We start from the raw sequence: 22,919 nt of genomic DNA, 5'->3' as shown, positions 1-22,919 counted from the left end.
AAGTGTCGATGGTTTTTTTGTAATAATAAGAATGTTATCGAACTAATGAAGGAAAATGTAATTTCTTTAATTGTTCGACAGCTTTTTTAAGTATTTCTGTATCTTGTACTAATGCTACTCGAACGTAGCCTGCTCCAGCTGATCCAAAGACTGTCCCGGGTACCATTACTACCCCAGTTTGAGCGATGACTTCAAATACGAATTCCTTATCATCTATTTCGTAAGGGTACTTGGCCCAGACAAACATTCCACCATTAGAGGGAGCTACTGTCCAACCGAGATTCTTTAAACCATCCATTAGAACCTTGTGTCTCTCTGAAAATGTTTTTCGTAAAGCGTCGGTAATTTCCTCTGCGTGATCTAATGCCACAATTCCTGCTTCCTGAATTGGGCCGTAAATCCCAAAATCAAGATTAGATTTTAATTGCTTCATAATCTCAATCATCTTAGTATTTCCTGCTATATAAGCAATGCGAGTCCCTGCTAGACTAAAGCTTTTAGATAGGGAGTTAATCTCCATACCTACTTCAAGAGCCCCAGGTGTAGAAAGGAAGCTGCTAGGAGAGTCGCCAGTAAAGTAAAATTCAGAGTATGCTGCATCATGTAGAATAATGACATTATAAGTGTTAGCAAAAGCAACTACCTGGCGGAAAAATTCCTTGTTTGGCATAGCGGGGACTGGATTTCCAGGTAAATTTAATATCATAAGCTTGGCTTTTTGAGCAATTTCTGTAGGAATTGCTCCTAAATCAGGTAAATAGTCATTCTCTTCTAACAAATCCATATAGTAAGGCACTGCTCCTGCTAGTTTGATACCAGCGTCATATGCCACATAACCGGGGTTAGTCGTAAGAATAATATCTCCCTCATTGCAAAAGGCAAGGGGGAGGTGCACTAAACCTTCTTGAGAGCCCATTGTTTGAACAATATCTGTAGTTGGATCTAGTAAAACGTTATAGCGACGTTCATAGTAATTAGCTACTGCCTCATAAAAACGTTTAGTTCCACTTAATGTATATCCATAAGAATCAGCTGAGTAGCTCAAGTCAGACAATACTTTCCTAGCTGCCTCACTTGGTGGTATATCGGGACTTCCTAAGCTTAGGTCATATAACTCAAAGCCTGCATCTCTTTTCCTAGCTGCGGCTGCTTTTAACTCTCCAAAAATCGCGGGCTCAAATAAGGACATTTTAGTAGACGGTTGGATATTCATTAATAAGCGCACTCCCTTACAAACAATTAATAAATTTTTATGTATCATCATAACACAAATTATATTAATATTGTGAAAAAACATTGAAAAATTACTGTTACGGAATAAAGGTTTTTGCTTAAATAGGATGTGTTGTTACTCAATTAAGGTAGAATATAGTCGAATTAAGCAGTGTTATAACTAGACACTTAAAATTTAATGTTCTCCTAATAATCATTTTATACTAGAAGAAACCAAGGTTATTAGCTTCTATGTCTACCCATCCAAAATGCTACTCATTTTATTTATTTTATTTAGAGAGGAAGGATGTAAAGTTTTAAAAGAATATAGCACAATTTTTCTAAAAAGAGGACTGTGGTTAAACCACAGTCCTCTTTTTTCCATATCGGAGATGCTAGTGAGAAAGAGGATCTGTTTTTTCTACCTCTTTCTTGCTCTTTTCCTCTAATACACCATCTGTCATGACATATACTTTATCGCAGTATTCGATCAAACGAGTGTCATGGGTAACCACTATAGTAGTAGTACCATTGTTTTCTGTTTCTTTTTTTAATAGCTTCATGACTTCGTAGGCACGGTCAGAATCTAAAGAAGCTGTTGGTTCATCAGCTAATAGTATAGAAGGCTTGCTATAAAGCGCCTTGGCAATAGCAACTCGCTGACGTTCTCCTCCAGATAGATCTGAAGGATATTTTTTTCGTAATTCAGTAATTCCTAAGTTTTCATATAAAGCCTCTAGCTCTTCTTTTGTCATATTGTCCTTTTTTACATTATCGAGCAGCTTCATTTGTTTATCTACTGTAAGGAACGGGACTAGATTGGAGGCTTGGAGGATAAAGCCTATCTCCCTAAGTCTGACCTTGGAACGCTTTTTTTCATTTAGATTAGAAAGGTTTTGATTGTTTACTATAATTTCTCCGCTAGAAGGGGATTGCAGGCCCCCGGCAATTGTAAGGAAGGTACTCTTGCCTGAACCTGAAGGGCCTATAACTGCAATCAGTTCTCCTTTGTCTGCTACAAAATCTGTTTCCTTTAAAGCATCTACCTGTTTATGACCGGAACCAAATGTTTTCTTTACTTTGTCTAACTTTAAAATTGCCATTTTCTTATCCTCCAATCGCTTTTAGTGGATCTATTTTTACAATGGTTAACACTGAAAACACTGCACCTAAAATTGCAACAACAATTAATACTGCTCCGTAGATTAACATTGTTGTCAGATCAAAGGAAACAGGAACTGCACTTGGTAAAAACTGTCCTGTTAAAATTGTTAATCCAAACCCTACAAGAACCCCTATGAATGCTAGGAGGAAGGTTTGAGCAATTACTGATACAGATAGATAACCATTCGAAATTCCTTGTGCCTTCATTACACCAAACATACTTATTTTTTGTACTGTTAATACGTACAAGAAAATTGCAACGATTACAGAGGAAATACCAAATAGAAAATAAATCATAAAGTTTAAGGTAAGTGACTGCTCGGTATAACCAGGCAGATTCTCAATAAAGTTTTCAATTTCAGTAACTTGTAAATCTTTGTTGGAAGTTTCAATAGAGGATAGACTGTCGTCTGAAACTACTACCCCATTAATCTTATCTTCGTTGGCTTCAGCAGCTTCTCCAAATTTTACTTTATGAAAAGTTGCTAGCTCACCATAAAGTACGGGCGCTCCATTAAAGCGAGAGCTTTCTGTAAAGCCGACTATAGTTAATGTTTCATCAGAAGAGGACAGCTCTAGTTCATCCCCGATTTTAAATCCCTCATCTTTTAAATTGTCGCTTGCTACTACTTCATTTTCGCTAGAGAATTCTTCTCCTTCGCTAACGCTGGGCATTAGAAACTCTTCCTTATCTATGCCGAATATAGATACATTTTGTTTAGTATCCCCATTTGTTGCGATAGCACTTATTTGTCCCAGAATTGCCTTATCTTTTGCTTCGATATTATCTAGCTCTTCAGTGCTAATAAATGATTGAGGAAGACTTTTATCCGATTCTTCGGTTAATACAATGGCTGTTGCATTCCATTTATCTACTGCCTCTCTATTCAGGTTTGCTAATCCAGTAGCGAGACCTGAAAGAAAAAACACAAGATATGCAACTAGCATTAGGACACCTACGATTAGGAAAAAGCGTAGTTTATTTTTTTTAATTTCATTCCATGCTAAAAACATTCTTTCACTTCCTATCTAAATTTTTAAAGCTGTACTGCTGTTTGATAGAGACTGTCTGCAGTAACGGCAACTGTCTTTGTATCGTTTGATATGTCTCTAATTACTTGTACGAGGTTAGAGACTTGTATTTCTACTTGGTCTATATGGTTATTATTTTCATCTATTGATAGAAGAATTTTGTTGAATTTACGGTTAGTATCCATTGAGCTTTCCAATCCTAATTCAACGCTCTTTTCCATATCAGAAATGGTAGAAACCGCTTTGTTTGTTAGCTTAGTAGAGGTTTGAACAAGGTATGTAATTTCTTCTACAGAACTTTTGGATTGCTCTGCTAGTTTTTTTACCTCTTGTGCTACAACGGCAAAGCCTTTTCCATGCTCACCGGCACGTGCGGCCTCAATAGAGGCGTTTAATGCAAGAAGATTTGTTTGTTCAGCTATTTGCTTTACTAAGCCGACAATTTGAAAAATTTCATCGGAGGATTGTTTTAAATCTCCAATAATCATAGCCATTTCTTCTGTATTACCAGTGACAAGCTCCATTTGAGTTTGAAGAAGCTCTATTAGCTTGTTGCCATCATTAGCGTCTGACTGAATTTGTTTTACGCTATCTATATTAGCCTGAACACTTTCACGAATTCTAGATGTATTCGATTCTACGTGTTCAATAGAAGTGGTGGTCTCCTCAGTTAAGTTAGCTAAGTCTTCACTTATAGAGGAAATTTTGCTTTTCAACTCTGTTTTAACAATGTCATACTGTTGCTGGCGCAGCTTCACATTTTCTTTTTCATATTCCTCTAGAACAATTTGCATTTCTAAGTTAATGAGCTTGGAAATAGTAAGTGAAGTTTTTTCTTTCTCATCAAGCACTTTTATTTCCTCGTTTACTAAAGAAATGATAATAGATTGGATTTGGTGGAAGGTTCCCATGTACCATTTAGGCTCTAATCCAATTTTGAAGTGCATTTGAGCAAGTTTTCGTTTTCTCTCAATGGTATTCTCGGTGAATTCACCACTAAACATTTCAATAATATAACTACCAACGGTTTTCTTTAAACGATCAACTTGAGTTCTATCTTCAATAATTTTTCGTAAGGAAGGAACTGAAAGGACTTGCTGATAAAAAACAGAGACAATATCGTTAATACCCTTTTCCACATATGGCTGAAACGTAATAATTTGCCTTAAGTCTTCTGTCGTCAATCCAATAAGTTTCATTTGCTTCTGTAATTCTGGATAACGATCCAGTTGTATAACCGGTTCTTTTAAAGTTGTTTTATCCTCTGGTTCTTTAACTCGTTTTCTTGTAAAAGGTAATACCAATTTAATCTCTCCTTGTGAACAACTTTAATGTATGAGTGTAAGTGGGTTATCTTATACACCTATTATTAACAGGAAGTACACTCTTTGTCAAATGTTTGTATAATTTATTTCATTAAAAGTTATACAAAAAAATAATTCTTGTAGGAGATAAAAGGCTTATATAAAAAGCTATTGTATAATGGTGTTTATACAATAAAGACAGAAGGAATTTTCTTTTTCGTAGAATTGTTGTATAATGTTAACGGTTGAATGTTATACTGTTGGTTAGCTATAATGAGCAATAGCAGCTTTTATAATGAGGCTGAAAGGATGAATATGAATGATGCAATCTCGCCCAAGTGGGAATTATAATATTCAGCAGGTGTCCAATGTAACAGGTTTGTCTAAGCAAGTTATCCGAAAATGGGAAGAGCGCTATGAACTTATACAGCCTGAACGATTAGACAACGGTTACCGGATTTACAGTGAAGAGGATGTAAAAAAACTATTAAAAGTTAAGACTTTATCAGAAAAGGGATACTCATTAAAGCAAGCTGTGGCACAGGTTTTGGAGGAAGATGAGATAGTTCAAATGGAAAGTGAGCTACCCTTTGCACAGGAAGAATCTTATCCGGAGTTTAATGATTTCGTTTTTAAGCTGTTAGAGCACGGGACTGCTTGTGACGAGATAGAACTTAATTATGCTTTACAGCAAGCGTACTTTCACTATGGATTAGATAATTTTTTGAATAAGGTCGTATTGCCCTTTCTCCATGAAGTGGGAAATCGTTGGGAAAAGGAAGAATGGGATGAATACCAGGAAGCTGTCTCTAGTATGATGGTCCGCGATTTTCTAGTACAAATTCGTCGTAATTTTCATTACAGGGATGATGCGCCTCTAGTGTTAGGATGCTGTCTTCCTCATGAAACACATGAAATACCCGTTCATATTCTGTTGTTGCAATTTATGATGAAGGGGTGGAAGTCGGTATTAATAGGCGCATCACCTGCACCTGGAGCAATTGAGTCGATGGTTGAGAAACTAAAGCCACAAAAAGTATTAATGTCTGCTTCGACAAGCATTCCCTTTGAACGAAATCCTAAATTACTAGCAAGTTTGGATCAGTTTGCTGAACAGCATAAGGAAACTAAATTTTATATAGGTGGTCCAGGCTCTATGCAATATTTTGCCTGCAAAAATCTTAAAAATATAAGCTTAGCCAATTCACTAGAAGAAGTGATTAATTAAAAAAGCTACTTGCTTTCCTATAAGGGAAAACAAGTAGCTTTTTAAGTGGTTGGCTAATTCTATTAAGAAAAAAATATTATATTATTAGACTAATAATCCGCCTGTTTTTAAATATTTTTCAATACCTTCTGCTGTACGGTAAGCTAATGCTCCGACTGTACCTGTAGGGTTCATTCCTGAGTTATGAGGGAATGCGGATGCCCCTGGTACGAAGACATTTTCACAATCCCACATTTGTAGGTAGTTGTTTAGGGCACTTGTCTCAGGATTTGCGCCCATAATTACTCCGCCAGTGTTGTGCGTAGTTTGATATTTGGTAGTATCCCAATCTCCTTGATCTCCAGGAACTGAAATCATTTCTGCTCCCATTTCTTCAAGAATCTTAGCTGTTACTTCTTTAATATATTTTTGCTGATTTTTTTCATTATCATGATAGTTAAACGTCATACGAATAAGTGGATCACCAAATGCATCCTTATAAGTTGGATCCAAGTCAATATAGTTATCTTTATGAGGCATTACAGAGCCTTGGGAACCTACTGATAAACTGCGATTTGCCCAGAAAATACTCGCATCTTTATATTCTTTACCCCAGCCTGGAGTATCTTTTGGTACAGTATTATTTGAAATAGGACGTTTACCATAATGCCCTAGTGCAATGTTACCGCCATGAATGAAGTCCAAATCAGTGTGGTCAAAATTATCGCCATTGAAATCGTCTATTACTCCAGCAAGTGAACCTGTACCTGCATAAAGGTTAAATTCTCTATCTTTAAAGAAACCAGTAGAAGCAGCAGAAGTCATTTGGTATGCATAGTTTTTTCCAATAACTCCAGTACCAGTTTCAGGATTGTAAGGACGACCAAGTTTAGAGTTCAATAAGATTTTAATGTTGTTTAGTGCATATGCAGAAACCACGACTACATCAGCCTCTTGTATATACTCTTCTCCAGTGCGGGTATCAACGTATAATACTCCAGTTGCTTTTCCGTTCGTATGAAGTACTCGACGAACAACAGAGAACGTACGGACTTCAAAATTACCAGTTTCTTTTGCTACTGGTAACACTGTTACTACAGGAGATGCTTTAGATCCATACTCACATCCGAATCTTTCGCAGAAACCACAATATTGACAAGCGCCACGTGATATTCCATCAGGATTAGTATAGCTTTCAGAAAGAGTGGCAGCTGGTGCAATATAAGGATGATATCCTAATCCCTTTGCAGCTTCTCTGAACATTTTCATAGATGGCGTTTCTTTTAATGGTACAGTTGGATATTTTACCTTTGGAACATCTGGATGTGGGTTTTCTTCACCTGAAATACCTGCCATTGCCTCGAACTTCTCAAAATAAGGTACTAGCTCATCATAAGTGATACCCCAGTCTTGAAGTGGCATATCTGCAGGAATTTTATCTTTTCCGTAACGTTCTACCGTTTTTGTATAAATTTCGAAGTCATATGGAAAGAAACGGTAAGTTAAACCATTCCAGTGTTCCCCGGAACCACCCACACCATCACCGATTAAAAATGAACCGTGTTGGCGATAAGGCAATGCTCTTTGTGAAGGATTATGACGTACTGTTACAGTTTCCTTCGAAAGGTCTTGCATCATTTCATTTCTTTGTTGATATCTTAACTCATCATGCACCATCATATAGTCTTCGGTAGAACGAGATTTTCCTCGTTCTAAACCTACTACCTTGTAACCTTTTTTAGTTAATTCGGCAGCGACTATACCTCCAGTCCAGCCGACTCCAACTAAAACTATATCTGTTTTTGGTAATTTTTTAGCCATAATTATTTACTCCCTTAAATTAATGATTGTGTTGTGAATTTAAACTCTTAGGTTCGAAAGTGACGAACTCTTCTTTTTCAATAATGTCTGTATAGCTCATTTGATGGCCAGGGAAGTTTTTCATTTTCCAGCCTTGCATATCCTTGTTTCCGCCGTATAAAGGATCTGAATAAACACCCTCGATGGTTGCACTTTTCAGTAGTTTAAAGAAATAACTAGAACTAACTGCGCCATTTAAAGTAATTTCTCCAGCTTCCATAGCTGTTAGAATAGCTATTTGCTCTTCATCACTAACCTCAGCAAATTTTTTATCATATTGTTTTTTTGCTTCTGCATTTAATGCTTCAATACCTAAGTCAAATATTTGTTGTCTATTTAAGTGAGTTTGATGTCCAAATAAAGCTGTAGCCTCCGCAGGATAGAAAGGACCGCTCATGTATTCCTTAGCGTTAAGTCCCCAGTTTCCCGCCAATTGATGATCGATGTAGTAAGTAACCAGTAATTCTTTTGCTCCAGGGCCTGCATCCGTTTTTGGGAAGATTTGTTCTGTCGCCGCTTCGATTGTAGCGAATTGAGCTTGATCAAAATACATAAGTGCTTGATTGTAGTTTGTAGAAGATTTAGATGCAACATGAGATTCTTTAGTTACTTCAGTGGAGTCTTTTCCTAATAGACTCCCAAGAGCACCACCTAAAACTACTCCACCTACTGTTAATCCTGAATTCTTTATAAATTTACGTCTAGAAGAACGTTTTTCTAGAAATTGATTTTTTGTTTCCTGTTCTGACATATAAATACCTCCAACATAAAATGATTGAAAATTCATGTAACTATTTACTTAAGTAAATATCTGGATAAAAAAATTTGTTAACTACTTTCATTAGTGAATAAGATTACTCCAGTTGTATACTAACGAAAATAAAACTGTAAACACTAAAAGGGAACCTATAAAATATCCATGTTTTTTACCAGTCCAACAAAGAACTATAATTGCTAGCCCGACTCCAGAGCCTAGTAAAGCAAACCAAGGAAATGAAGAGTTATAGAAAAATAAAGCAAGTGCTAAATCTGCTACTATAAATAATGCAAAAAGTACTTGGTTTAATATTTTTAATTCTGCTAAATTGTAAGCTGACACATCTTTTCCTCTTTCTTTTATAAAAATTATCACTTAATAATCTAAAAAAATAACCGTCCTCAATTTTACTCTTATTTGTCATAAAATCTACTCATTTTAAAAAGTTTTTATATTCAGAAAAAATAATTAATTGGTTATATTGGCATAGTATAGCGGTTTATAGAGGGGGACTAGTAATAAACAATCCTAATATTAAAATGTTATTGAATGGAGGAAAGATATTATTAATAGAGAGGAGGGCATAATTACAAATATAAGTATTTATCTATTTTCATCGGTTTGTATGCTTTCTTATTATTCCGATATAATAAATAAAGCTTCTCTCCAAACTCGAGAGAAGCTTTATTTTAGTTATGATCTTCTACGTTTAAAACGATTCACTATAAAGATTAAAGCTAAGAGTATAACAATCCCAGCTGCGGAAGTTATTACAAATACCTTGGAGTAGCCTGTTGACTGGCTCTCTGAAGATCCTTTTCGACCAAATCCAGACATAGCATTATTAGACTTTTGCCCACCATTAGGAGGCTCCATCCCCTCCGGCGCTTCAAAACCTTCTGGCATTTGCCCACCGTTAGGAGGCTCCATCCCTTCCGGCGCTTCAAAACCTTCTGGCATTTGCTCGCCATTAGGAGGCTCCATTCCTTCGGATGCTAGATTTCCTTCCTCGGAAGGATTAGCTTGTTCAAGGGAGGTGGTGTTATTTTGAACGACTAATTCACCTGATAGCTGAGCTAATATAGAATCACTTCTTTGGCTTGCAAATTCTATAATTCCTGTTTCACCATATACGTCTTCCTCGAATTCATCCACGCTGAAAAAAGCTGTAGGATCTTTCTCTACGTATGGTTTAATCATTGTATGAATTTCATCTACCATAGAAGTAAATGAATCCTTGTCTAAAAAGGTAGTTGCTATCTCATTTAAATAATCTTCATATATAGTAATGTTCTCTTCATCAGTTAGAAGCGCATTAACAAGAGGACGATCCTCCATTATAACTCCGCTAACGGGCTCATAAATGCATAAGTTAATGTTTTCTTCTGAAACAGCATTACCACCCATCATTCCCATGCCCATTTGTCCACGATTTTGTGGTCTATTCTCCAGGTTTGAGTTTGTGTCTTCTGCACCTTGTGGCAGAGTAGCTTCATTTGTTTCGGGGGCGACAGCAGGAGAGGAGTGGTTTTCGTCAGCTTCCGCTCGTTCATTTCCTTGACCCAGGAATCCAGTTTTTCCGCCACCACCAGGGGCTCCTCCAGCACCAAAGCCTCCAAAGGACATATTATAATCCCAAGGCAATATAGAGAAAATCCCTTCCTCTTCGTATAGATAGTAGTTGTGCTTCATATTTCCTTGGTAGCTATCCATATTAACAAGGGCTGTATTGGCAGCAAAGTATCGAAGCATCTCATCGATATCTAATACGGATCCTAAGTTGGAACCTTCCTCATTAATAGCACTGATAAATTTCAGAAACTCTTTCTCATCCTGATCGCTAATAGATGTCTTTGCCCCGATGCCAGAATAATCCTCATAGTTCTCCGAAATATACTGAAGGTCGCTTCCTGCACCATCAGGTTTATATAAGGAGTCTGAGCCTTTATCGAAATTACGTGCTAGGAATGTTTCTTCTATTGCTTCAACTCCGAGGTATAACCCTCGCTCTTCACCATTGATGGAGACGTACATGTAGGAGTAGCCTGGAGTGGCGATTCCAAATTGCTCCATTAATTTATAGGACATGTATTCACGCATTTGCGATGCGTCACTGTAATTATTATTTAAATTTAATTTTTTTAATCCGTCTAAGCTTTTCGTGCTGTCATAGTAATCGAAATCAATCTTAAAGCTATATCTTTCGGAATCATCCATTTGTACGACGGAACGAAGTGATAGATTTCCTTTCGTACGAATCCCTACGTTATTTACAGTAGTCCCATTAACAGTGACGTTTGCCTCGAATATTTCTTCATCCGATGCATTTTTAATCATTGAATCAAAATCACTGTCAGCCATTTCTATGTCAACGTTAGTGACTTGTTCCTGATTGAAAACTGTATTCATGTATTGATAACCTCTATCAGCAGACTCCAATCCTAATTTCGGATATAAATATAGAAAGCTTAGAAAGAGGCATATTAGGATGATAAACACTAAGAATACATGTGATTTCTTCATGTTGTATCCTCCTTTTTATGCTGTGAAATTGCCATCATAGCTAAGCATTACAGCCGAAGAAACTCCTTCTACATCTGCAATGATATTAACGATATTTTGTTCTTCTTTTTTCAACTGAACCTCATATGTTATTTCAAAGTATTGCTTTCCAACAGCTGACTTAGATTTTACAGAATGCTTTTTCGATAAATTGCCAACTAATTTTTCTAATGTCTTTTCTGTATGAATATTGTCGTACTTTACTACTAATAAGTATGGGTCTTCAATAGATATCTTATTGACAAACAATACTAACACGACTCCAATCAAGACAGAGCCTAAAATAACAAGTGGGATAAAGCCTGCACCACATAAAATTCCTACAACAATTGCCCAGAAAAGATATATTAAATCCATTGGGTCCTTAATTGGCGTACGAAAACGAACAATTGATAAAGCCCCAACCATACCAAGAGACAATAGGACATTTGTGGAAATACCCATAATGATAAGAGAAGTAATCATTGTGATGGCAATCAATGCAATATTAAAAGAGTGAGAGTAAATGACGCCTGAAAATGTTTTTTTGTAGATAACATATATAAACAATCCAATGACAAACGAAACGAGCAATCCTATCAAGGAATCGACAAGTGAAAAACTAGCAGTTTGGTCTAAAAAGCTAGACTTGAAAATATCTGAAAATGTAGTTGTATTATTATTCATTTCAATTTCCTCCATTATTAAATAATAAATTAGCCAAACATTCGGCCTAATTGGTATTTAGAAAAAGCACTAGCCTGTCTATCACTAACCTGTAGTAATTTTTTTATAACATCCGGCAAGAATCCATCATATTTAACCTCGACTATGACTGTTCCATAATCTAACACGTCTATCATTGGTGTATGGGGATTTAATAGGTCCGTGTTATGAAAACTTGTTTTTACATCACTGTCAAATGTAATACGGACGTTGCCTTCTTCTTTAATGAAGACTTCCCTCGTGTAATCAATGATACTGACTGGTCCTATTTGATAAAGCGTCATATGTAGATGAAGCTCGTTCAATAATTTTCGTTCATCTGCTTGCAACCAATCGATGTCACCAAGACGGATTCTTTCATACTCTTCAGGGGTGATTTGGCATTTTTCTTTATATGTCATGTTATTGATCTTCGATTTTTTTTCTAAATTTAAGTAATCGAATTTATGGTTGTACAACCTTACTCTGAATTTCTGTCTTCGGTAAAAGCCCTCCTTCTTCTCTGTAAGAATCTTATTTGAAAAATTATCAAAATAGATGCTTCGAATGAAGTACTTTCCATCTGGTCCCGCATGTGAATCCTTAGACATGACATGCTGGAGTTTATGTTTAAGGAGATAGCAATCTGCCTTTGTCATTTCATGCTTCAATTCATGTCTACCGTTCATATGTCATCCTCCTTTCCTATCTGTACAAAGTATAAAAAGCAAACCTTAAAGAAACCTTAAACTAGTTTTAAAATCTAAATAATTTCATATAAAAAAAAGCCTCAAATTCTTATTTTGAATTTGAGGCGTAAAAATTATTTATATGGAAGCTTTACTTGAAAGGTAGTTCCGCTAGATGGTTTGGAAGAAACTCTAATTGTACCGTTATGACTTTCTACTATCCATTGTGCGATAGATAATCCTAGTCCGGTGCCACCTGTTTCCTTAATTCTAGCTTTATCCTCTCTGTAAAACCGATCAAACACTCGCTTTATATTTTCTTCCCTTATACCAATACCCGTATCACTCACATCTATGGTTAGGTACTCTGGATCTTCTCTTAATACCACGTGAATCTTGTCTTGCGGTCTTGTGTACTTAAGGGCATTGTCTAAAAGAATGACAAGAAGTTGATGAATTCGGTTTTTATCAATAGAAATTGTTCGTTTGCTGTGTATTTGGGTAATAATTTCTTTTTGTTCTAGCTCTGCTAATTCGTAGAAGGGATGAATAACTTCATTAACTAAATTACCTAAGTTTACTGTCTCTTTTTGTAGTTGCTGCTCCAACGAATCTGCTCTAGCTAAAGTGAGGAGATGGGTGGTCATTATATTCATCCTGCGAATCTCCGATAAGCTTAGGCCAATACTTTCAAATTGATTCATAATTGTATCTTCAGGCTTAGTTAGCAGGTGCTCCAACTTGCTTTGTACAATAGTTAAAGGTGTACGAAGCTCATGGGAGGCATTCTCTACAAACTCAGATTGCTTGCCCCAAGAATTAATAATGGGGTTCATCGATCTTTTGGCTAAAAAATAACTTGCTGTTATCGAAAGTAAAACAAAAATGATTGTACAGATAAATAGAATCTTTATAAAGTTATTAACTATACTTTGTTCAGCTTCCACACTTATTAATAATTCAGTATAGCTTCCATTACTATTTGGATACATTAAGGAACGAAACACATAGTCATTTGCTAATTTTGTTGTCTGTATCGTCTCTATAGTCTCAAGAGAGAAAGGGAGGTCCTCAGAAAATTCATTGATAAACCTTGTCCCAATTTGTTCCTCATTTAATATTGCGCCTTCTGCATCTCGAAGCAGCACAATCATTCGTGGGTTGAATGGAACTGGCATTCTGTTGTTTGGACGTTCACTCATCTCTTTGGCTCGTAATAATTCATTGTCTACGGAGGAATACAATGTCTCTTCGACTAGCTGATAAATGATGAAAGAAAAAATGGAGAAGATTAGACTGAATGCAATAAAATTAAGTAACACTAATTTATTTTGTTGTTTCTTCAGTATGTTTTTTCTATACATTTTTTTCACCAATACTTAACATATATCCAAGGCCCCGAAAGGTTTTAAAGTATTGATCATAACCAAAAGGCTTAAGTTTTTTTCTAATGTGGCTAACATAAACCTCTACTACCGTTTGAGATGTCTCTGAATCGAAGCCCCACACTCGGTCGAATAATTGTTCCTTTGTCACAATGGTTCCCTGGTTCTTTACTAAAAACTCCAGTACATCAAATTGACGACCGTTTAGTTGCACAGACTCTCCATTAATGGAGGTCATCTTATTTATTAAATTTAATTGTAAATCCTGAAAAGAAAGGGTGTGGTCTCTGACTTGTTTATTAGATCTTCTAACAAGAGCATTCAGTCTGACCAGTAGTTCATCCCTATGAAAGGGTTTAACCAAATAATCATCTGCACCAAGATGAAAGCCCTTGACCTTATCGGAGATTCCATCCTTCGCAGTAAGCATAAGAACGGGAGTCAGAATGTTTTTTTCTCTCAGAGCTGCTAATACTTCATAGCCGTTCATATCGGGCATCATGATATCCAAAATAAGAACATCTTCGATTCCTTGCTCAGCCATGAACAAACCATCTTCACCGTTGTGAGCCATACGGACTTCAAAGGTGTCACTTACTAAGTCTCGAATACTTTCGGCCAAACGAATATCGTCCTCAATTATTAATAACTTCAAGTTATATCCTCCTACGTCCGATATCTTTATGAAAATAATAATAAACCACTCCGACAAAAAAACAAAATCCATAGTACAAAATTAGCTGCGTATGGTATGATTAAAGTTAGTAACAGGTACTAATAACAGGTGAAAACGGGAGGTTCTTATGAAGGACTTAATACAATTAAAAAATAAAAACATTGTCGTAATGGGTGTGGCAAATGAGCGAAGTCTCGCTTGGGGAGTTGCAAAATCCTTATATGAAGTAGGGGCTAATGTTATTTTTACTTATCGTAAAGAGAGATCGTTAGGTAAAATTCAAAAATTATTAAGTGCTAACGACTTGGAAGCTAAGCTAGTAGTAGAATGCGATGTTAATAGTGATGAAAGTGTTAAGTCAGCATTCGAAATGATAGGCAAGGAAGTAGGAGTCATTCATGGGGTTGTACACTCTGTTGCATTCGCCCATGCGGAAGATTTAAAGGATGATTTCATTAAAACGTCTAGAGAGGGTTATGCTTTTGCGCAAGACACTAGTGCGTATTCCTTAATAGCTGCAGCAAGAGAAGCAGCGCCTTTTATGACAGAGGGTGGATCAATTGTAACGATGACATACTTAGGAGCAGAACGTGTTTTAGAAGGATACAACGTTATGGGGATAGCTAAAGCATCATTAGAGGCTTCGGTAAAATATCTTGCACTAGATTTAGGTAAGCAAAATGTTCGAGTCAATGCGATTTCGGCAGGGGCAATTCGAACTTTAGCAGCAAAAGGTATATCTTCCTTCAACACAATTTTACACAAAATAGAAGAAACTGCTCCTTTACAAAGAAATGTAACACAAGAAGAAGTTGGCGATATGACAGTGGCTCTTCTTAGCAACCTATCTAGAGGTGTCACAGGGGAAATTGTGTACGTAGATTCTGGATATAATATTATGGGATAAATAATTTATTGAACTGTAGTTGGTATTATTCAACTACAGTTTTTTTATTTGTCCAGATTCTCTCACATTGCCCTCGATAAAAAAAGTAAACTCATAATAGCTGATTTCCGCTTTAGACGAACGCTTTTTAGCGGGTGAGCCATAAGCCGCCATCATTGCTAGAAATCGGGGAGAGAGAATAGCTTAAAAGTCGATGGCTAGCGAAATTTCATAAAAATTTAAAACTTATAAAGTTATTACTTATTAATAAAGATTATAAAAAAGAAGTTTTCTAACATACAATTTCGGGTATTTATACTAATAGAGTCGAATTAGATAAGAGGAGGAGTAAACTTGGACAAAAAGATAAATGAAAATAGTAAGAATGAACAATTAGAACAATTTCGTGTTGTAGATAAAGACAAAGCTATGACAACTAATCATGGTTTAAAAGTTTCAGAGGACGAATTTTCTTTAAAAGCTGGTGAGCGTGGTCCTACTCTTATGGAGGACTTTCATTTTAGAGAAAAAATGACACACTTTGATCATGAACGAATCCCAGAGCGAATTGTGCATGCAAGAGGGTACGGTGCTCATGGAGAATTTGAACTATATGAATCTATGAAGCCTTATACAAAAGCGAAGTTCTTACAAACACCTGGCTCTAAGACCCCTGTATTTGTAAGGTTTTCGACAGTAGCAGGATCCCGTGGCTCTGGTGAGCTAGCACGTGATGCTCGAGGGTTCTCAACCAAGTTCTATACTGAAGAAGGAAACTACGATTTAGTAGCCAATAATATTCCTGTCTTCTTCATCCAAGACGCTATTAAGTTCCCGGATCTAGTTCATGCCATGAAGCCAGAGCCTCATAACGAGATGCCTCAAGCGGCTACAGCACATGATACATTTTGGGATTTTATAGCGAACAATCAGGAATCTGCACATATGATTATGTGGGCAATGTCGGACCGAGCAATTCCACGTAGTTATCGTATGATGGAAGGTTTTGGCGTACATACTTTCCGATTCGTAAATGAAGAAGGAAAAGCTCATTTTGTAAAATTCCATTGGAAGCCATTGCTAGGAACTCACTCAGTAGTATGGGATGAAGCCCAAAAAATTAATGGTAAGGATCCGGATTTCCACCGCCGTGACCTATATCAATCTATAGAAATGGGTGACTATCCAGAATACGAGTTCGGTGTACAAATTATTGCAGAAGAGGACGAGTTTGCCTTTGATTTTGATATATTAGACCCTACTAAAATTTGGCCGGAGGAGGATGTGCCGGTTAAGAGAATTGGGAAAATGACATTAAATCGTAATGTAGATAATGTATTTGCAGAAACGGAACAGGTTGCATTCCACCCTGGTAATGTTGTGCCAGGAATTGATTTTACAAATGACCCTCTTTTACAAGGAAGATTGTTCTCTTACACAGATACACAGCTTATCAGACTAGGGGGACCTAATTTCCACGAGCTACCTATTAACCGTCCAGTTTGTCCGTTCCATAATAATCAGCGAGATGGATATGGTCGACAAACGATAAACGTAGGACAAGTTAGCTATCATAAAAACTCATTAGCTAACAATACTCCAACACCAGTTAGTGAGGCCGAAGGTGGATATACACACTATCAAGAAAAAATAGATGCACACAAAGTAAGAGCTCGTAGTGAAAGCTTTAAGGATCATTTCTCTCAGGCAACGATGTTCTGGAATAGTATGAGTCAACCTGAAAAGGAACACATCATTGATGCATTTAGCTTTGAACTTGGTAAATGTGTAGAGAAGTCTGTACGTGCGCAAGTATTAGAAATGTTTGCTCATGTAGATTTAGAAATGGCGAGCAAGGTAGCAGAAAATCTTGGTATGGTTGTTCAAGGGACAGCTGCCAATACAGTAACTAAATCCTCGCCAGCGTTAAGCCAGCTAAATACAGTGATGAAGCCAGATACTAGAAAAATAGCTATACTAGTAGGCGATGGCTTCGATGAGGAGCTATTGAGCATTATAGATGGCTTAAAAGCAAAAGGAGCTCTCCCGCTAATTGTTAGTGATCATCATGGCAGTGTGACGGGAGCAAATGGTACAAGCTTACCTGTCGATCATACATTCTTAACCGAGGATTCTGTTTTATTTGACGCAATTTATGTGGCTAGTGGAGATGGAAAAACTCCAACGTTTAAGAAGAATGCTATGTTGTTTGTACAAGAGGCATTTACACACTATAAACCTATTGGATCTACTTTTAGTGGAGACGAAATTTTAGAAGAGATGGGACTTGTAGGTCAAATTGGTGTATTTGCAAATGACAAAACACATTTTGTTGACACTTTCATTGATGCAGTGGCGAAACACCGCTTCTGGGATCGAGCTGTTTAATAAAGTTATAGTAACAATAGTAATTAATGAAAAGGTATGTCCGATGATAAAGGGCATACCTTTTTAAAATAAATTACATTTCACTTTACTAAAAAAAAGAGAAATACATAAAATTTTGTATTTAAATGGCGTATATAAGGGCATTGCTTACATAAGAAGGAATACCATTATTGAAAAGAGAAGTACTAGAGGTACTAAAAGGAGGAAAAGTGTATGCATTATGTAATCATTGGTGGGGATGCAGCGGGGATGAGTGCTGCTATGGAGATTGTCCGTAATGATCCAGACGCTCAAATTACCACACTTGAAAAAGGAAATATTTATTCGTACGGTCAATGTGGGTTACCTTACGTTGTTGGTAAAAAGGTGTTTTCAACAACAGATGTTATAGCACGCAGTGTGGAGATGTTCCGGACCAAATACAAGATAGATGCAAAAATTGGACATGAAGTGACCAAAGTAAACCCTGTAAACCAAACAGTTACTGGTAATGTCTTAGGAAGCGGAGAAAGCTTTGAGATTAAATATGATCGTCTATTAGTAGCTACAGGGGCTAGTTCAGTTGTACCTGACTGGGAGGGTACACAATTAGATGGGATACATACGTTTAAAACAATTCCTCAAACGGAGGCGTTAATAGCCGATTTAAAAGAAGTAGAACATGTAACTATCATAGGTGGGGGATATATCGGCTTAGAAATGGCAGAAAATATAAAGGAAATTGGTAAAGAGGTTCGAATTATCCAACGAGGAGAACAGTTAATGCCAATCCTTGATCCTGAGATGGCAGATATGCTACATCAAAAAGCAAAGGAAAAACAAGTGGAGCTTAAACTAAATGAGGAAGTTCGATCATTTACTGGGAAGGGACGAGTACAATCTGTAGTGACTGACAAAGGGACTTATTCGACAGATTTAGTGTTGATAGCAATTGGAATAAAACCTTCAACCTTTTTCCTAAAGAATACGGGAATAGAAACTCTTTCAAATGGAGCTATTATCGTAAACGAATATATGGAAACAAGCATCCCATATATATACGCTGCAGGTGATTGTGCTACACATTATAATCGTATCAAACAAAAAAACGATTATATCCCTTTGGGTACTACTGCCAATAAACAAGGCAGACTAGCTGGGTTCAATATGGTTGGTAATAAAATACCTTTTAAAGGTATTGTCGGCACCTCTATTATGAAGTTCTTCGAATTGTCAATTGGTAGAACAGGACTATCAGAAAAAGAAGTAAAGGAATTAGACATTCCCTTTGAAACAAGTACGCTGGAGGCAACAAATATTGCAGGGTATTATCCTGGTAAAGAGTTAATGACGATTAAATTGCTTTATCGTAAAGAAGATCAGTTGCTTCTAGGTGGACAGATCGTGGGTGGACATGGGGTAGATAAGCGTACCGATGTTTTAGCTACTGCGCTATACCATAGCATGAAGCTTCCTGACTTATTAGATTTGGACTTAGCGTATGCCCCTCCGTTTAACGGGGTTTGGGATCCTATACAGCAACTGGCTAAAAGGAATTTTGATAAGAATAAATAAAGAAAAGTGGGAAACAGGAAATGCTAATAGAGTCAAAGGGATTTAATATTAGGGGTATCTCCTATACAGTCAGATCTGCCAATCAATTAGATGCCGACCAACTGTCTAAGGTAAGGCTGCAAATAGATGGAGAAACACAAAACCTAGATAGAGAACAAGGGGAAGCGTTTATAGATAAAGAAGGATTTAAAGAATTAATAGAAAATGATTCCCAATCTGATAAAAATCTTTTTTTAGTAGCTGAAGTGAATCATCAGATTGTTGGATTCTCAAGGTGTGAGGGAAGCGATTTAAAACGATTTGCCCATAAAGTAGAGTTTGGGGTCTGCGTCTTGAAAGAATACTGGGGATTAAGAATTGGAACAAATTTTTTAAAGGAATCTATTGCTTGGGCAGATGCCAATGATATTAAAAAGATTGCGTTAAGCGTATTACATACGAACGAGAAGGCAATTGCCCTATATCAAAAATATGGTTTCGAAGTAGAAGGAATTTTAAAAAACGATAAAATGCTAGCTAAAGGGGAATATTATCATACCGTTGTAATGGGTAGAAGTATGGTTTAAAAAAATATTTGACTATTCAAAACTTGTTGAATATACTATTAAAAATCAATTTAACTTTTTTAGGCAAAGAAAAGGACATGAGTCATTTAGATAATTTCTTATTAGAGAGCAGGGTCGTCGGCTGAAATCCCTGTAGGAAAAACGAATGATTTACCACCTTGGAGCTATTATGGTGAACAGTAAGTATCCATAATCGGGGAACCGTTATCTTCATTTTGAGGCAATTCACTTTAAGAATTGCAAAATTAGGGTGGAACCACGACCACACTCGTCCCTTTACCAGGACGGGTGTGGTTTTTTGCATGAGTAATTTTATATTTGAGCTGTGAAAAGGACACGAATCATTCAATGTTTTCTGTTTAGAGAGCAGGGTCACCGGCTGAAAGCCCTGCGAGAAAGTAGAATGGTTTACCACCTTAGAGCTATTAGGGGGAACGCTATTACTGCTAGTATCCGTAATCGGGAAACCGTTATCTTTTATGAGAGTCGTATTTTTATTAAGTACGACAAAATAGGGTGGAACCACGACCACACTCGTCCCTTGACCGGGACGGGTGTGGTCTTTTTGATTTTATTTAAAAAATAGGAGGAATTTATTATGTCAGTAAAAGCAGAGGAAAGATTAAATCACCAAAAATTGGGTCAGCAATTAGAATTATTTATGTCCATGGAGGAAGCGCCGGGTATGCCATTTTATTTGCCGAAAGGAATGATTTTACGAAATGAGCTTGAAAAAATTTGGAGAGAGAAGCATCAGCGATCAGGCTACCAGGAGATAAAAACTCCTATTATGATGAAGCAGGAACTCTGGGAAAAATCAGGTCACTGGGACCATTACCATGAAAATATGTATTTTGCAGATGTAGATGAACAAAAATATGCTATAAAGCCAATGAATTGTCCTGGAGCAGTATTAATTTTTAATAGTAAAAGAAGGGGGTATCGAGAGCTGCCTATACGATATGCTGAGCTAGGATTAGTACATCGCCATGAGCTTTCAGGGTCACTGAATGGACTATTACGTGTTAGAGCATTTACTCAGGATGATGCACATTTATTTGTTCTGGAGGAACAGATTGAGAGTGAGCTTGAAAAAGTGTTAGATCTAGTAGATGAATTCTATAAGGAGTTTGGCTTTAGCTATAAGGTAGAGCTATCGACTCGTCCGGAGGATTTTATGGGCTCCGTAGAGGCATGGGATCAGGCAGAAGAAGCACTAGAATCTGTACTAAAAAGCAAACAAGTCGATTATCAAGTAAACGAAGGAGATGGAGCCTTTTATGGTCCTAAGATCGACTTTCATATACTTGATTCGCTTGGACGAAGTTGGCAGTGTGGAACAGTACAGCTTGATTTTCAAATGCCTGAAAAATTCAATTGTCAGTATGTCGATGAGAATAACCAATTGCGTCAGCCTATCATGATACATCGTGCCATCTATGGCTCTATAGAACGTTTTATGGCTATTTTATTAGAACACTTTCAAGGCAGTTTCCCGCTCTGGCTAGCACCAGTACAAGTAAAGGTTTTACCCATAGCAGATGCACATGTCGCTTATGCAGAAGATGTAAAGCAACAGCTAGAGCAGAAGGGATATCGAGTGGAGATAGATGACCGTGTAGAGAAAATAGGACTAAAAATAAGAGAGGCGGCAATGCAAAAGCATCCTTACATGCTAATTATCGGAGACCAAGAAATGGAGAAGCATATTGTCTCCGTTAGGAAGCATAAAGCTGGAAGTCTTGGTGAAATGAAAGTTGAAGCTTTTATTGAACAGCAGCTAGGACAATAAATCGCGAAGCTGGGCAAAGCGAGTAAGCTATGCCTGGATTGTAGTAAAATATGTCTAGATTGTAGTAATAATAGTGAGGATTGTCGTAAATCTGGTCAAAACGAGTGAGTAATGAGTGGATTGTAGTAAACTACCGCGCCATTGTCGTAAAGCATGGGCGGATTGTCGTAAAAACCGTGGGGATTGTCGTAAATCTGGTCAAAACGAGTGAATAATGCGTGGATTGTAGTAAACTACCTCGACATTGTCGTAAAGCATGGCCGGATTGTCGTAAAAACCGTGGGGATTGTCGTAAATCTGGTCAAAATGAGTGAATAATGCGTGGATTGTCGTAAAAACGTGGTCACCTAGAGCAGTTAAGCTCCCAAGTTTCGCAGAGAAAAGGATTTTAAAGCTTCTATCTCGAATAAATGCTAAAGAGGGGGTATAGCAAGATGAAATGGCTTGTATTGTTTGCAGGAATTGTCTTATTAGGAGGTAATATTTATGGTGTATACGACATGTATCAGCCAAAAGTAGGGCCTCTTGGCGATGGGAAAGTTTCTGCATATGTTTGGATTAGCATCTTTGTTAGCGCATTAGTAGGAATCCTTGCGATTGCTCAATTCTTTGTATTATTGGCCTATGATCTACGTAAGAAGAGGTTTCCGAGGATGGAAACAGAACGATTTTTATTGCGCCAAATAGAAGCAAGCGATGCGCAAGAGGTATTCCATTATTTTTCACAGGACGAGGTCATGAAATATTATGATTTAGATGTCTTAAAGGATATTAGCGAAGCAAGAAAAATAATTGATAACTGGCAAAAAAGGTACCATAAAAATGAGGGGTTACGTTGGGGAATAGCAACTAAGAAAGACAATAAGATTATAGGAAGCTGCGGCTATCATAATTGGGAAAAAGAACATTTTAAGGCGGAAATCGGTTTTGAGGTTACGCCAGAGTTTTGGAGAACTGGAGTAATGACAGAGGTTTTAGAGCCAATTTTAAAACATGGTTTTGAAAAAATGGATCTGCATAGAATTGAAGCACTATATGACCCGGAGAATATTGCTTCGAGAAGAACTTTAGAAAAGGCAGGATTTGTATACGAGGGGACATTAAGAAAATCAGCATTTGAAAAAGGCCGGTTTTGTGATGCTGCTATTTGCTCCTTATTAAAAGAAGAGTTTGCGAAATAGCAGCAAACCCTCCACTTTAT

General features: G+C 37.0%; 19 protein-coding genes, 1 pseudogene and 2 other annotated features. Of the genes and pseudogenes, 7 read left to right on the top strand and 13 right to left on the bottom strand.

All coding sequences use genetic code 11. The features are described 5' to 3' along the window. Positions 1-34: 34 nt before the first annotated feature. The 5 genes and pseudogenes from H9650_RS14775 to H9650_RS20915 all read right to left on the bottom strand — a co-directional run. Positions 35-1,213, bottom strand: a complete 1,179-nt coding sequence (locus tag H9650_RS14775; RefSeq protein ID WP_144539274.1) for an aminotransferase class I/II-fold pyridoxal phosphate-dependent enzyme — start codon at positions 1,211-1,213, stop codon at positions 35-37. 394 nt (positions 1,214-1,607) lie between these two features. Continuing rightward, a complete protein-coding gene (locus H9650_RS14770) occupies positions 1,608-2,315 on the bottom strand; it encodes an ABC transporter ATP-binding protein (protein WP_144539275.1) in 708 nt (235 codons plus the stop codon). A 4-nt stretch (positions 2,316-2,319) separates the two neighbouring features. Continuing rightward, a complete protein-coding gene (locus H9650_RS14765; RefSeq protein WP_151112274.1) occupies positions 2,320-3,390 on the bottom strand; it encodes an ABC transporter permease in 1,071 nt (356 codons plus the stop codon). Between the two features lie 23 nt (positions 3,391-3,413). After that, positions 3,414-4,202: a methyl-accepting chemotaxis protein gene (locus tag H9650_RS20920; RefSeq protein ID WP_445322767.1), complete on the bottom strand. Its 789-nt coding sequence runs from the start codon at positions 4,200-4,202 to the stop codon at positions 3,414-3,416. Next, a pseudogene (locus H9650_RS20915) lies at positions 4,179-4,712 on the bottom strand (protoglobin domain-containing protein); the annotation flags it as partial. The pseudogene H9650_RS20915 and the gene H9650_RS20920, both read right to left, overlap by 24 nt. Positions 4,713-5,031: 319 nt before the next feature. Here H9650_RS20915 and H9650_RS14755 point away from each other — a divergent pair. Beyond that, positions 5,032-5,940, top strand: a complete 909-nt coding sequence (locus tag H9650_RS14755) for a MerR family transcriptional regulator (RefSeq protein ID WP_225216103.1) — start codon at positions 5,032-5,034, stop codon at positions 5,938-5,940. 84 nt (positions 5,941-6,024) lie between these two features. On the opposite strand, the gene H9650_RS14750 is transcribed toward H9650_RS14755, so the two are convergent. The 8 genes from H9650_RS14750 to H9650_RS14715 all read right to left on the bottom strand — a co-directional run bounded on the left by H9650_RS14750 (position 6,025) and on the right by H9650_RS14715 (position 14,511). Beyond that, entirely contained in the window at positions 6,025-7,740 is a 1,716-nt protein-coding gene (locus tag H9650_RS14750; protein WP_144539279.1) for a GMC family oxidoreductase, read from the bottom strand. A gap of 19 nt (positions 7,741-7,759) precedes the next feature. Then, positions 7,760-8,530: a gluconate 2-dehydrogenase subunit 3 family protein gene (locus H9650_RS14745; RefSeq protein WP_144539281.1), complete on the bottom strand. Its 771-nt coding sequence runs from the start codon at positions 8,528-8,530 to the stop codon at positions 7,760-7,762. Positions 8,531-8,620: 90 nt separating this feature from the next. Then, positions 8,621-8,878, bottom strand: coding sequence for a hypothetical protein (locus H9650_RS14740; protein ID WP_151112278.1), 258 nt, complete (start codon positions 8,876-8,878; stop codon positions 8,621-8,623). Between the two features lie 351 nt (positions 8,879-9,229). Continuing rightward, positions 9,230-11,059 carry a CotH kinase family protein gene (locus tag H9650_RS14735; RefSeq protein WP_191697542.1) on the bottom strand — a complete coding sequence of 610 codons (1,830 nt, stop codon included), beginning with the start codon at positions 11,057-11,059 and terminating at the stop codon, positions 9,230-9,232. Between the two features lie 15 nt (positions 11,060-11,074). After that, complete coding sequence (locus H9650_RS14730) at positions 11,075-11,764, bottom strand: DUF4956 domain-containing protein (RefSeq protein WP_144539287.1); 690 nt, start codon at positions 11,762-11,764, stop codon at positions 11,075-11,077. A gap of 29 nt (positions 11,765-11,793) precedes the next feature. Next, on the bottom strand, positions 11,794-12,471 hold the full coding sequence (locus H9650_RS14725) for a polyphosphate polymerase domain-containing protein (protein ID WP_191697541.1): 678 nt from the start codon (positions 12,469-12,471) through the stop codon (positions 11,794-11,796). Between the two features lie 134 nt (positions 12,472-12,605). After that, positions 12,606-13,835 carry a sensor histidine kinase gene (locus H9650_RS14720; RefSeq protein WP_191697540.1) on the bottom strand — a complete coding sequence of 410 codons (1,230 nt, stop codon included), beginning with the start codon at positions 13,833-13,835 and terminating at the stop codon, positions 12,606-12,608. Continuing rightward, positions 13,828-14,511: a response regulator transcription factor gene (locus H9650_RS14715; protein ID WP_191697539.1), complete on the bottom strand. Its 684-nt coding sequence runs from the start codon at positions 14,509-14,511 to the stop codon at positions 13,828-13,830. The genes H9650_RS14720 and H9650_RS14715 overlap by 8 nt, the downstream gene beginning before the upstream one ends. A 148-nt stretch (positions 14,512-14,659) precedes the next feature. Here H9650_RS14715 and fabI point away from each other — a divergent pair, with 148 nt between their 5' ends. The 6 genes from fabI to H9650_RS14685 all read left to right on the top strand — a co-directional run bounded on the left by fabI (position 14,660) and on the right by H9650_RS14685 (position 22,899). After that, on the top strand, positions 14,660-15,439 hold the full coding sequence (gene fabI, locus H9650_RS14710) for an enoyl-ACP reductase FabI (RefSeq protein ID WP_144539295.1): 780 nt from the start codon (positions 14,660-14,662) through the stop codon (positions 15,437-15,439). 333 nt (positions 15,440-15,772) lie between these two features. Next, positions 15,773-17,806 (top strand): catalase, encoded by a 2,034-nt coding sequence (locus tag H9650_RS14705; protein WP_225216102.1) that lies wholly within the window; start codon positions 15,773-15,775, stop codon positions 17,804-17,806. Positions 17,807-18,019: 213 nt separating this feature from the next. Continuing rightward, a complete protein-coding gene (locus tag H9650_RS14700) occupies positions 18,020-19,360 on the top strand; it encodes a CoA-disulfide reductase (protein WP_191697538.1) in 1,341 nt (446 codons plus the stop codon). A 20-nt stretch (positions 19,361-19,380) separates the two neighbouring features. Beyond that, positions 19,381-19,926: a GNAT family N-acetyltransferase gene (locus H9650_RS14695; protein ID WP_191697537.1), complete on the top strand. Its 546-nt coding sequence runs from the start codon at positions 19,381-19,383 to the stop codon at positions 19,924-19,926. 57 nt (positions 19,927-19,983) lie between these two features. Next, positions 19,984-20,205 (top strand) — a binding site (T-box leader). 37 nt (positions 20,206-20,242) lie between these two features. Continuing rightward, positions 20,243-20,471, top strand: a binding site (T-box leader). Between the two features lie 53 nt (positions 20,472-20,524). After that, the gene (thrS, locus tag H9650_RS14690) at positions 20,525-21,718 is read left to right on the top strand and encodes a threonine--tRNA ligase (RefSeq protein WP_191697536.1); all 1,194 of its coding nucleotides are present in this window, start codon (positions 20,525-20,527) and stop codon (positions 21,716-21,718) included. Between the two features lie 434 nt (positions 21,719-22,152). Then, positions 22,153-22,899, top strand: coding sequence for a GNAT family N-acetyltransferase (locus H9650_RS14685; RefSeq protein ID WP_225216101.1), 747 nt, complete (start codon positions 22,153-22,155; stop codon positions 22,897-22,899). The last annotated feature ends 20 nt before the right edge of the window (positions 22,900-22,919 follow it).

The sequence above is a fragment of the Psychrobacillus faecigallinarum genome (genome assembly GCF_014836595.1).
Classification (GTDB): domain Bacteria; phylum Bacillota; class Bacilli; order Bacillales_A; family Planococcaceae; genus Psychrobacillus; species Psychrobacillus faecigallinarum.
This window is presented reverse-complemented; position numbering and strand designations above follow the sequence as displayed.